General features: G+C 61.9%; 12 protein-coding genes. 9 read left to right on the top strand and 3 right to left on the bottom strand.

The features are described 5' to 3' along the window. Positions 1–21 precede the first annotated feature (21 nt). Both NKH41_RS00060 and NKH41_RS00055 read left to right on the top strand, forming a co-directional pair. A complete protein-coding gene (locus NKH41_RS00060) occupies positions 22–666 on the top strand; it encodes a S24 family peptidase (RefSeq protein WP_352448637.1) in 645 nt (214 codons plus the stop codon). An 11-nt stretch (positions 667–677) separates the two neighbouring features. Further along, on the top strand, positions 678–1,517 hold the full coding sequence (locus NKH41_RS00055) for a thermonuclease family protein (protein ID WP_352770823.1): 840 nt from the start codon (positions 678–680) through the stop codon (positions 1,515–1,517). Here the strand turns inward: NKH41_RS00055 and NKH41_RS00050 are convergent. Then, positions 1,480–3,135 carry a lysine--tRNA ligase gene (locus tag NKH41_RS00050; protein WP_352685723.1) on the bottom strand — a complete coding sequence of 552 codons (1,656 nt, stop codon included), beginning with the start codon at positions 3,133–3,135 and terminating at the stop codon, positions 1,480–1,482. The two genes, NKH41_RS00055 and NKH41_RS00050, sit on opposite strands and share 38 nt — an antisense overlap. A gap of 238 nt (positions 3,136–3,373) precedes the next feature. On the opposite strand from NKH41_RS00050, the gene NKH41_RS00045 reads away from it, so the two are divergent. Further along, positions 3,374–3,784, top strand: a complete 411-nt coding sequence (locus NKH41_RS00045; protein WP_023677339.1) for a tellurite resistance TerB family protein — start codon at positions 3,374–3,376, stop codon at positions 3,782–3,784. 14 nt (positions 3,785–3,798) lie between these two features. On the opposite strand, the gene NKH41_RS00040 is transcribed toward NKH41_RS00045, so the two are convergent. Continuing rightward, positions 3,799–4,650, bottom strand: a complete 852-nt coding sequence (locus tag NKH41_RS00040) for an ABC transporter substrate-binding protein (protein WP_352770824.1) — start codon at positions 4,648–4,650, stop codon at positions 3,799–3,801. A gap of 271 nt (positions 4,651–4,921) precedes the next feature. On the opposite strand from NKH41_RS00040, the gene NKH41_RS00035 reads away from it, so the two are divergent. From NKH41_RS00035 to NKH41_RS00025, 3 genes are all read left to right on the top strand, one after another. Continuing rightward, positions 4,922–5,653 carry a helix-turn-helix transcriptional regulator gene (locus NKH41_RS00035; protein ID WP_023677341.1) on the top strand — a complete coding sequence of 244 codons (732 nt, stop codon included), beginning with the start codon at positions 4,922–4,924 and terminating at the stop codon, positions 5,651–5,653. Positions 5,654–5,750: 97 nt separating this feature from the next. Further along, positions 5,751–6,389, top strand: coding sequence for an acyl-homoserine-lactone synthase (locus tag NKH41_RS00030; protein ID WP_023677342.1), 639 nt, complete (start codon positions 5,751–5,753; stop codon positions 6,387–6,389). Between the two features lie 15 nt (positions 6,390–6,404). Continuing rightward, positions 6,405–7,154 (top strand): enoyl-CoA hydratase-related protein, encoded by a 750-nt coding sequence (locus NKH41_RS00025; protein WP_023677343.1) that lies wholly within the window; start codon positions 6,405–6,407, stop codon positions 7,152–7,154. 24 nt (positions 7,155–7,178) lie between these two features. On the opposite strand, the gene ppk2 is transcribed toward NKH41_RS00025, so the two are convergent. After that, entirely contained in the window at positions 7,179–8,081 is a 903-nt protein-coding gene (gene ppk2, locus NKH41_RS00020) for a polyphosphate kinase 2 (protein ID WP_352541301.1), read from the bottom strand. Positions 8,082–8,278: 197 nt separating this feature from the next. Here ppk2 and NKH41_RS00015 point away from each other — a divergent pair, with 197 nt between their 5' ends. The 3 genes from NKH41_RS00015 to NKH41_RS00005 all read left to right on the top strand — a co-directional run bounded on the left by NKH41_RS00015 (position 8,279) and on the right by NKH41_RS00005 (position 11,508). Then, positions 8,279–9,541, top strand: a complete 1,263-nt coding sequence (locus tag NKH41_RS00015) for a sensor histidine kinase (protein WP_352770826.1) — start codon at positions 8,279–8,281, stop codon at positions 9,539–9,541. 117 nt (positions 9,542–9,658) lie between these two features. Next, complete coding sequence (gene phoU, locus NKH41_RS00010; RefSeq protein WP_352770828.1) at positions 9,659–10,384, top strand: phosphate signaling complex protein PhoU; 726 nt, start codon at positions 9,659–9,661, stop codon at positions 10,382–10,384. 116 nt (positions 10,385–10,500) lie between these two features. Next, positions 10,501–11,508: a magnesium and cobalt transport protein CorA gene (locus NKH41_RS00005; RefSeq protein WP_023677347.1), complete on the top strand. Its 1,008-nt coding sequence runs from the start codon at positions 10,501–10,503 to the stop codon at positions 11,506–11,508. The last annotated feature ends 96 nt before the right edge of the window (positions 11,509–11,604 follow it).

Raw genomic sequence — 11,604 nt, 5'->3', positions numbered from 1 at the left:
CTGTTTCGAAGGAAGAGCAAGGTGCTCTCGCACGACCGCGTTTGGGCCGCCATCGACGCTCTTGCCGAGCGTTATTCGCTTTCGGCCTCTGGACTGGCCAGGCGCGCTGGCCTCGACTCGACCGCCTTCAACAAATCGAAGCGGCTGTCCTCAGATGGACGGCCGCGCTGGCCGTCGACCGAATCGCTGGCCAAGATCATCGAGGCGACCGGCGCCTCGCTGGATGAATTTGCGGGGCTGGTCGAGGGTCGGGGTAATTCCGACGCACTACCCGTGCAGAGATCGTCGGTGCCGCTGCTCGGCTTCGCCCAGGCGGGCGCCGGTGGCTTCTTCGACGACGCCGGGTTTCCAGCGGGGCAGGGATGGGACCTGATCGAGCTTCCGGCACGGGCAACCGAAACCTCCTATGCCTTGAAGGTCCAGGGCGATTCCATGCTGCCGCTCTATCGCAATGGCGATGTCCTGATCGTCGAGCCAGGGGCTACCATACGAAAGGGTGATCGCGTCGTCGTCAAGACCAATGCCGGCGAGGTGATGGCCAAGGTGCTCGACCGCCAGACACCGAGGTCGATCGCGCTGGTCTCCCTCAATCCCGATCACCCGGACCGCGACATCCCCATGCGCGATGTCGAATGGGTGGCGCGGATTGTCTGGGCAAGCCAGTAGGCGCGGGGCCGGTGCGTCTGCCTCACCTTGCCTTGGCTGTTCTGGCGATCCCGGCGATGGCCATGGCAATTGTCGCCGGCGGCCGCGCCGTCCAGAGCGAGAGCGGCGGCCCCTGGGAGCAAATCCAGGTCGGCGCTGAACCTCAGCCCGCCGCGCCGGCTACGTCGGCCATCCCGAAACCAGTTCCGGCCAAGCAGGCGGCGCATTCGAGGGCAATCGATCCAGAAATCGTGGTGCCGCCGCAACCGGGTTCCAACGAGCTTGAACGGATAGAGCCGCGCGCCCCGTTGAGCGATCTGGCATTGGCCGGACCGCCCAAGCCCCCAAAAACGAAAATGCCCGACGACTGGAAAGGCACGAAACTATTCCAGCCCGTCGCGTCGGCCGCCGGGGTCATCGAAGCAAACGGCTATTCGATTGCGGTTTCCGGTATCGACATCGTCAAGCAGGAGGAGACTTGCACCGACGGCGGCGAGTCGTGGAATTGCGGCATTCGGGCGCGAACGGCCTTCCGCGCCTTTCTCCGCAGTCGTACGGTGGTCTGCGCCGTGCCGCCCGAAGGCGGTCGTGATCTGATCGCCGCCGAGTGCCGGATCGGCAATCAGGATATCGGCCAATGGCTGGTCGAAAATGGCTGGGCGCGCGCCGCCAAGGGCGGCCCTTACGCAGAAGCCGGCGAGAAGGCGCGTGCAGCAAAAAAAGGCGTCTTCGGGCCGGCGCCGAGCGTTTCAGGCCTGCCGCCGCTCCCGGCTGCTGCGTCGCGATCCGCGCCTGTAGCGCCTAGCTCGATCCTGGAGGAGCAAGACGGCGTCCTCATGCCGCCAGTTGACCAGCCAGCGCCCGCTGAATGAGCTCGCGCGTTTCGGCGATGCCGTAGAGCGCGGCGAAAGAGCCGAAGCGCGGTCCGCGTTCCTGACCTATCAGCACCTGATAGATCATCTGGAAGAAGGCGACGGAGACACCGGGTCCGCCCTCCGGGCTCTGCTTGGAATGGTCCTGGTAGCGCTCGATCTTGCGCGCAACATTGAGGGCAGCGTTCTGGATTGCCTCGCTGTCGGCATCAGCCGGCAGCGCGGCGAGCGCTACCGAAAGCTTGGTCAGCGCCTCGCGCTCGACCGCGTCGGCAGCACGGTACACTTTCGCCGGCTTCACGAAATCGTCGAAATAGCGGATGGCATATTCGGCCAGCCGGTCGAGCTCGGGATGGGTTGTCGGCGTCACACCCGGCGCGTGGCGCGAAATGAAACCCCACAGCACGTCCCTGTTCTGCGCATTCGAGGCGCTGACCAGGTTGAGCAGCAGCGAGAACGGAACCGGCAGGTCGACTGCCGGGGGATTGCCGTCATGCATGTGCCAGACCGGATTGCCCAGCCGCTCCTTCCAGTCCTGCCTCTGATAGGCAGAGAGGAACGTGTAATATTCGTCTACCGCCTTCGGGATGACGTCGAAATAGAGCTTCTTCGCGGTTCGCGGGCGCTGGAACATATAAAGGCTAAGGCTCTCGGTCGGCGCGTAAGTCAGCCACTCGTCAATGGTCAGCCCATTGCCCTTCGACTTCGAGATCTTCTGGCCGTTCTCATCGAGGAACAGCTCGTAATTGAAGCCCTCCGGTGCCGGAGCATCGAGCGCGCGGCAAATCTGCCCGGCGAGCTTGACGGAATCGATCAGATCCTTGCCGGACATCTCGTAATCGACGCCGAGTGCTGCCCACCGCATCGCCCAATCTGGCTTCCATTGCAGCTTGGCATGACCGCCGGTCACCGGCGTCTCGAAGCGCTCGCCGGTGTCCGGGTCGCGCCACACGATGGTGCCGGCGTCGAGCTTGCGCTCGTCGATCGCGACTTGCATGACGATGCCGGTCTTGGGATGGATCGGCAGGAAGGGCGAATAGCTCAGCGCCCGCTCCTCGCGCAGCGACGGCAGCATAATTGCCATCACCTTATCGAAGCGCTCGAGCATCTTGAGCAGCGTCGCGTCGAAGCGGCCGGAAGTATAATAGTCGGTCGAGGAAGCGAATTCGTAATCGAAGCCGAAACGGTCGAGGAAAGTGCGCAGCCGTGCGTTATTGGCAGCGCCGAAGGACGGATACTCATTGGAGAACGGGTCCGGTATCCTGGTCAGCGGCTTGCCGAGGTAGGCGCGCAGCATGTCCTTGTTAGGCACATTGTCAGGCACCTTGCGCAATCCGTCCATGTCGTCGGAGAAGCACAGCAGCCGCGTCTTGACCTTGTCTTCAGTCAGCACGCGGAAGGCGTGGCGCACCATAGATGTGCGCGCCACCTCGCCGAACGTGCCGATGTGCGGCAGGCCGGACGGGCCGTAGCCGGTCTCGAACAGCACCGTTTCCGGGTAGCCGCTGCTCGCGTAGCGGGCGGCGATCTTTTTCGCTTCCTCGAATGGCCACGCCTTGCTTTCGGCGGCGGCGGCGAGCACTTCCGGGCTGAGATCGATCGGCTGTTGTTCGGCCATGATGCTATTCCTGCAACGTTGCCAGCATCGATGCCGGCAGCCGCATGCTCTAGACCATGATCCCGAAAAGTGGAACCCGGTTTTCGGGCAGGACCGTGATCAGGCAAGAAGCCCCCGTCCCGATAGTCAGGATGGATCAACTTCCAAGGCGTGATCGGAGCGCCAACGATCGCGGCTGTTTTTCCTTGCGGCGCCGGTCCCTCGTTCCTAACTTCGGGACCATCTCAAGGAGTTGTAAATGCCATTGTCGCCACACGAAGCCATGATCTACCTGATGGTCATCACCTCGGCGTCAGACCGCGACATGACCGACGTCGAACTGGCGCGGATCGGCGACGTCGTTCGATCCTGGCCGGTGTTTGAGGATTTCAACCAGGAGCGGCTGGTCGAGGTCGCCCAGGCCTGCCAGAAAATGCTGCATGAAAAGGATGGGCTGGAGGGCGTCCTGGCGCGCGTCGCCGAGGCGCTGCCCGAACGCCTGCGTGACACCGCCTATGCCGCCGCCTTCGAGGTCGCAGCTGTCGATCTCGAAATGCGCCTGGAGGAGGTACGCGTTCTGCAGCTCGTCCGCCGGGAACTCGACCTCGATGCGCTGACGGTCGCCGCCATTGCGCGAGCCGCCAAGGCCCGCCTTCGCACGCTGACCTGAGCCGGCGGCCAAGCTCAGAAAAAACTGACGGGAAAATAGCGCAGATAGAACTCGGCGAACGTGCCTTTCACCGAGATTTCCTGCAGCGCGTAGTCGAAAGCGGCGGCCAGTGCCGGATCGTCGGCCCTGGTGGCGATTGCCATGCCTGAGCCGAGATATTCGGGCGCCAGATAGGGGCCGCCGGCAAAGCGGCAGCAGCCCGCTGCATCCGAACCGCCGAGCCAGAAGGCGAAACGCATGCCGTCGCCGAAGGCGGCGTCGATCTTGCCGGCTTTCAGCTCGCCATAAAGCTGCTCCGGCTTTGCGAACGGGACGATTTGGACGTCGCCGAAATAATCGCGCAGCACCCGCTCGTGCGCGGAGCCGGCGATCACGCCGACACGCTTGCTGCGCAGCTTGTCGAACATTGGTTCGGTCAGCGCCTGTGTCTTCAGCATGATGAAGCGGGCCGGAAATTGCAGGTAGGAGCGTGAAAATGCGTATTTCGACCGCGACTCCGGCGTCGCGGCGATGCCGGCAATGATCGCTTCGCCCTCGCCTTTCCCGAGCGCACCTTCGAGCTCGGCCCAGGGCAGCGCCTGGATCTGGCATTTTTCGGCAACGCCGAGCTCGGCGCAGATGGCGCGCGCCAGGTCGACATGGAAGCCCGACAGCCGGCCTGCCCCATCGAGGAAATTGAACGGCGGGAAATCCGTGGTGGTCAGGAATCGCAGCCGCGGCAGCATCGAAAGGTCCGGCTTTGGCAGCCGCTCCTTGGCGTCCCAGAACACGGGCACCTGCGGCTCCGCGGCGAGCGCAGCAGCCGCAAGCGATTGCGCTCCGATCAATATCGAGATCAATGAAATGGATATGCGCCGAAACGCCACGCGACGACTCCGTTCGGTCTTGCCCCGGCTTTCGTACGAAATAACACAGGTTTTTGTACGAAAAAAACACAGGTGCGACGGTTTTTGGTTTCATCATTGCAATTTAGGGATATTGTTTAGTGAGTTTGCAAGTGACTGCGTGATGCCGGCTGAAGAGGAGCAGTAGGACGCACGGGGGAGGCAGCTTTGCAGTCCGGGGTTGATGGCGTGGTGCGGGTTGATCACTGCCATTGGCCTCAAGAGCGGAAGGCAACATGGGGTAGATGTTGCGATGGGTCATTTCGATCGTACGCTGGAGTTGATAGATCAGTTGCAGCACGCCGGCACAGCCGCCGCCGTCTGCGAAAAGCTGTTGGGGGTAACAAGCGGGTTCGGGCTGACGGCGCTGATGGCCGGGACGGTTCCGCAACCTGGCACGCCGAGAAACCAGCAAAAGGACCATGTGCTGCTCTGCGACTGGCCGGCTGAATGGCTTGAGCGCTACGTCGCGCGCAACTACGTCGATCACGACCCCGTCGTCAGCCACATGAAGCAGCTTCAAGCGCCATTCCAGTGGCGGGAAGCATCTCAGGGCATCCGCATCGGCAAGAGCGGCGGCGAGGTGATGGGCGATGCCGGGGAATTCAAGCTGCGCGACGGGTTGGCCTTCCCGCTAATCACGCTCGATGGCCAGATCGTCATGGTGTCGCTAGGCGGCGAGGCTGTCGAATTGTCGAGCGCCGAGTTCGGGTTGGTGTCGCTGGTCTCGACTTATGCGATTGGCCGCGCAATGCAGCTCCACACCATGGCGGGCAAAACCATCGATCATGTCGAATTAACGCCGCGTGAGCGCGAATGCCTGCAATGGGCTGCTGTTGGCAAGTCCGAATGGGAGATTTCACAAATTCTCGGCATTTCGGAACACACGTCAGAGAAACACCTTCTTAACGCCAAAAGCAAACTCGGTGCCGTCAACCGGGTCCAGGCCGTCGCGGAAGCGATAAGGCGCGGCTATATTAACTAGGTCGGCCGCGCCGGCCTAGAAATTCTTGCTTGCGTGATCGCGTAATTTTTTTGGGAAAGCACGGCCGTATCTTCCTATTGAAACTAGGAGACGGCAAATGCTTTTTTCCCTCACAACCCAGGAATTGATGGAACGGCCCGACCTCTGGGAGGCAGTTCATCGTTTGCGTTACAGAGTTTTCGTCGAAGAGATGGGATGGACCGATCTGCAGCGCCCTGATGGCCTCGAGATCGATCAATTCGACCACGACGAGGCAGTGCACCAGATCGTCATCCGCAATGGCGAGCTCGCCGGTTATCAGCGGATGTTACCGACAACCCGGGCCCATCTTCTAACCGATGTGCTGGCGGACCTTTATGAGGGAACCCCACCGTCGGGCCCGAATGTCTATGAACTGACCCGCTATGCGGTTGCGCCGGGATTCCGCGACGGTCGGCGCGGCGTGTCGACGGTCGGCACCGAGCTGATCGCCGGCTTCGTCGAGTGGGGTCTGAAGCGCAACGTCAACCAGGTGATCATCGAATTCGAGCCGATGTGGGTGCTTCGCGCGCTGCAGCTGCATTTCCTGGCAACGCCGCTCGGTTACCAGCGTACCTATGGCAACCAGCAGGTGGTTGCCACACTGCTCACCTTCAACGAGCACACGCTCGACGTGGTGCGTTCGCGCCGCAACCACTTTGCGCCGGTGCTGGCCAGAGGGTACCCGGACATGCTCGGACAGAGACGCGCCTCGTGAGATTGGAGAGAGGCCATGAACGTTCACTCAAAAGCAGAATTCCGCAATCACACGCTGATCGTCACGGTATCGTCGGGTGACGGCCGCCCGGTGCTGGACAGGCGGGCCTACGAAAGCCTGGCCAGGACATTCCACGAAGCCGCTGTCGACGACGACGTCCGCGTAGTGGTCCTGCGCGGCTTGGCCGGGTGCTTCTGCCTCGGTGCCGATTTCTCCGAATTTCTCGACGCCACCAAACATCGGCGACTGATCGCCGCCGTCACCGATATGTTCCGCACGCTGGCGACGTTTCCGAAACCGGTCCTTGCCTGTGTCGACGGCGACGCCGTCGGCGTCGGTTGCACCATCCTGTTCCACTGCGACATGGTGATCGCCTCGAGCAAGAGCACGTTTCGGGTGCCGTTCGTCGATTTCGGCCTGGTGCCGGACGCGGCGACCAGCATTCTGGCGCCGCAGAAGCTCGGCTATGCCGGGGCGTTCCGCTTCTTCTGCCTGGGCGACACGCTCGCCGCCGAAGATGCCAGGGCACTGGGCCTTGTCGGCGAGATCGTGACGGACGGCAGCGTCGAGGAAGCCACGTTGGCAAGAGCCAGGCAACTCGCCAAGAAACCTGTCGCGGCGCTGCTACAGACGCGCGACCTGCTTAGGGGCGACACCGGCGCGCTCTGCGACCGCATCGATCAGGAGATCTCGCTTTTCCAGCAGGCGCTGCAGGACGACACCACGCTGAAGCGACTGCAGCGGATTGCCCGGCTGGCGGCATGAGAGCCGCGTATCGATGAGGTGAGCTTATTTTTCGAGGAAAGTCGGCCCTTCGCCGATGATCTTCTTGTCCTCCTTGCCGATGACGTCGAGGTCGCGGCCGTCATAGGGAAGCGAAAGGAGAATGCGCTGCATGACGGCCAGCCGCGCGCGCCGTTTGTCGTTCGCCCGCACAATGATCCAGGGCGCGAACTCCTTGTGCGTGCGCTCGACCATCAGGTCGCGCGCTTTGGTGTATTCGTCCCATTTGGTGATGCCGGCGATGTCGATTGGCGAAAACTTCCAGCTCTTCAGCGGGCTCCAGCGGCGGTCGTGGAATCGCTCGAGCTGCGTTTCCCGGCCGATGTTCAGCCAGAATTTGAAGAAATGTATGCCCTCGTTGCGAATCATCCGCTCGAAATGCGGAACCTCGTCCAGAAATTGCTCGTGCTGCTCGGGCGTGCAGAATCCCATCACCGGTTCAACGCCGGCGCGGTTATACCAGGAGCGGTCGAAGGTGACGAATTCGCCCGACGTCGGGAAGTGGTCGACGTAGCGCTGGAAGTACCATTGTCCAAGCTCGGTGGGCGTTGGCTTGGTCAGCGCCACGTTGCGCGCCGTGCGAGGGTTCAGATACTGGCGCAAAACGAAGATCGTGCCGCCCTTGCCGGCAGCGTCGCGCCCCTCGAACAGCGACATTACCCGCTTGCCCGTCGACTGCAGCCACGCCTGCGCCTTGACCAGCTCGATCTGCAGCTTCTCTAGCCTCTCGTCATACTCCTCGCTCTTCATCTTCTTGTCGTAAGGGTAACCGCCGGCAGTGAGCTTGCGGTCCTCGACCCAGTCGGGAAGCGCGGGGGCCTCGATGTCGAACGCCCTCTCCTTGCCGCCGATCATGATCTTCAGCGGCCCCGATGAGGGTGCGGCGGGGCTTTCCTTGGCGTTTTTCATCGAGGCGAACCTTTCCAGCTTCCGGACTCGTGCTATTGGGAGCCTTACTGCATCGGCCCGAAAATCGGAATCGATTTTCGGAAAGAACGATGCAGCAGATAAAGAGGTAGAGCGTCCTTTGTGCGCCCAATTGGACGCACTGCGCTCTAGCGCCGGTCCAGCAAGAAGTTCTTGAAGTGGCCGCAGACGGAGCGCAAATGGCCGACATCGGCACAGAGCGGAGAGGCAGGGCGCAAACCGTCGCCATGCGGCTGTGGAACAGCCGCTGGCTGCTGGCGGCCGGTCTCGTTGCGGTTCTGATGGTCTATGGTTTTGCCGGCATGTCTGGCTATGTGGTGCTGCTGGCTGGCGCCGTGCTGGTTGCCGCTGCGATGCTGCCGGCCGGCATCGCCCGCCAATCGACCGAAAATGCCGCGGCCATCGAGTCGGGCGTGCAACAACTTTCCGGCGAATATCTCGCGGCGGCGGTTGCCGATCCGCTGATCATTTTCGATCGCTCCGCCGCCATCGTCCACGCCAACGCCGCTGCCTTTGCCGCCTTCGGTGGGATTGCCCCCGGCATGTCGCTGTCGCTGAAATTCCGCGCGCCGGAAATGCAGGCCTTGCTGGATAGCATCTTGGCGGGCAACGTCGCTTCGGACAGCGTCGACTACATAGAAAAGCTGCCGGTCGAACGAGCCTATCGGGTGAGCGCGTCTTCAGTCGGCCATGCCACGGATCTCTACGTGCTGGTGTTCAAGGACCAGAGTGAGGCGCGCCGGATCGACAGAATGCGTGCCGACTTCATTGCCAATGCCAGCCACGAGCTGCGCACGCCTCTCGCCTCGATCGCCGGCTTCATCGAGACGCTGCGCGGGCCGGCCCGCAACGACCCCGCGGCGCGCGAGCAGTTCCTGCAGATCATGCAGAACCAGACCAGCCGCATGGCGCGCCTCATCGACGACCTTCTGTCGCTGTCGCGCCTGGAGATGAAGCCCTATCTCAAGCCGGGAACCGAGGTCGACCTGCGCCAGGCCATCGACAGCGTCATCGATTCGCTTGGGCCGCTCGCAAAGGAAAACGGCGTCGTCATCGAGCGTGATTTCGCGGAAGGGCCGCTCGACGTGCCCGGCGATCGGGACGAGCTTTTCCAGGTCTTCGAAAACCTGCTGGAAAACGCCTGCAAATATGGTCAGTCGGGCGGACGTGTCGTGGTGTCGATCATACGCAGCGACAGCGATCCCGAACCGGGCATCGACGTCACTATCAGGGATTTCGGCCCCGGCATCCCCGAAGAGCACATCCCGCGCATCACCGAGCGCTTCTACCGCGTCGACGTCGAGAACAGCCGAACCCAGAAGGGCACCGGCCTTGGCCTGTCCATCGTCAAGCATATCCTGACCCGCCACAACGCCAGACTCTCCATCAGGTCGGAGATCGGCAAGGGTGCGGCGTTCACGGTCCATTTGCCGGCTCGCTAACGTAGTACTATCTCCAGCACATAATGGGCCGTTTCTTTTTTCTGTCATCCGGCTAGCGTATCAGCGGGGATTCGAGGGAACGACTCAACCACGAGATCCCGGGAAGGCATTTCGTCCATGCAGTCCGTGCATATCGTCAGCGCCTATGACGAGGAGCTGAAATATCTGTCGAAGCGCATCGCTGCGATGGGCGGGCATGCCGAGCGCATGGTCGAGCAGGCGGTCACGGCGCTGGTCAATGCGGATCCGGGGCTTGCCCAGAAAGTCATTCGGGACGACCTAGTTCTGGATGAGGGACAGCGCGAGATCGACGACAAGGCGATCATCATCATTGCCAAACGCCAGCCGATGGCGACGGATCTGCGCGAGATCGTCGGCGCTATCCGCATCTCGGCTGACCTCGAACGGGTAGGCGACCTCGGCAAGAACGTCGCCAAGCGGGTGGTTGCCGTCGCAGACGGGCGCCAGCCGAACAGCCTGTTCCGCGGCCTCGAGGCTTTGGCCAATCTGGCACTGGCCCAGCTCAAGGAAGTACTCGACGTCTATGCGTCGCGGTCGGTGAAGAAAATCGGTTTCGTGCGCGACCGCGACGACCAGATCGACGCCATGTACACCTCTCTGTTTCGCGAATTGCTGACCTACATGATGGAAGACCCACGCAACATCACGCCCTGCACACATCTCCTGTTTTGCGCCAAGAACATCGAGCGCATCGGCGACCACGCCACCAACATCGCCGAGACGATCTACTATATCGTCACCGGCGACCAGATGCCGGCCGATCGTCCGAAGGGCGATAAGACGGACAAGATTATTCTTCCCGCAACCCAACCAGCGAAGTGAGTTCTCTCAGCACTGATGCGAATTTCGGATTCGCCACCCGACAGAAAATTGCGCTAAGCTTTCGACGCGCCGACTTCTCAGTTCCGCGATGAAGGCCCCGCCTTCAGGAGGCTGCGATGGAATATGTCCGCGAGTTTGCTCCTGCGCCGCCGATGTCGGGTATAATCGCTTGCGGCGTCTATACGGCTGGGCGGCGCATCGCCGACATTCCGATCGAGGAAGCCGGCGAATGGGCCGGGAAGCCGGGCCACGTGGTCTGGATCGGACTGCTGGAGCCCGACCGCAATTTGTTGCTGCGCGTCCAGGCGCAATTCCATCTGCATGAGCTGGCGATCGAGGACGCCGAGCATCCGCACCAGCGACCGAAGATCGAGCAATATGGTGATGCCCTGTTCATCGTTGCCCGCACGGCGCAGCTGATCGACAGCCGCGTCACCTTCGGCGAGACGCATCTGTTCGTCGGCGCGGGCTACATCGTCAGCGTCAGGCATGGCCCGTCGACCTCCTACGCCGCCGTTCGCCAGCATTGGGAAAGCTGCCCGCATTCCCTTGCCAAGGGCGAGGATTTCGTCCTCTACGCCATTCTCGATTTCATCGTCGACAACTATATGCCGGTGCTTGAGCAGATCGAAAACGAGGTCGAGGCGATCGAGGACAAGGTTCTGCTGAAACCGATGACCGGCTCCGATATCGAACGGCTTTACATGCTGCGCCGCGATCTCTTGCGCCTGCGTAATGCGGCCCTGCCGCTGGTGGAGGTCTGCCGGCGGCTCACCAGCGCCGATCTGCCGCAAATCCACACAGCCATGCACCCGCTGTTTCGCGACGTCACCGACCACATCCGCACTGTCCAGGAAAAGATCGACAGCCTGCGTGAGGTTCTCGCCTTCGCCTTCGAGGCGAGCCTTCTGGTCGGTCAAAGCCAGGAGACGGCGATCTCCAAGAAGCTTGCCTCATGGGCCGCAATCTTGGCCGTGCCGACGGCATTCGCCGGCATTTACGGCATGAATTTCAGCGACATGCCGGAACTGAGGATGGAATATGGCTACCCGGCCGTCCTGGCGGCAATTGCCCTGATCTGCACGTTTCTTTACTGGCGGTTTCGCAAGAATGGGTGGCTTTGAAGCGAGGGCAGTAGGGCAGTAGGGCAGTAGGGCAGTAGGGCACTAGGCAATAGCGTCTGTAGCGCGCTTCTCTACTATTCCACTAGTGCAGTACTT

It is taken from the genome of Mesorhizobium sp. M1169, assembly GCF_040318345.1.
Taxonomy (GTDB): Bacteria; Pseudomonadota; Alphaproteobacteria; order Rhizobiales; family Rhizobiaceae; genus Mesorhizobium.
This window is presented reverse-complemented; position numbering and strand designations above follow the sequence as displayed.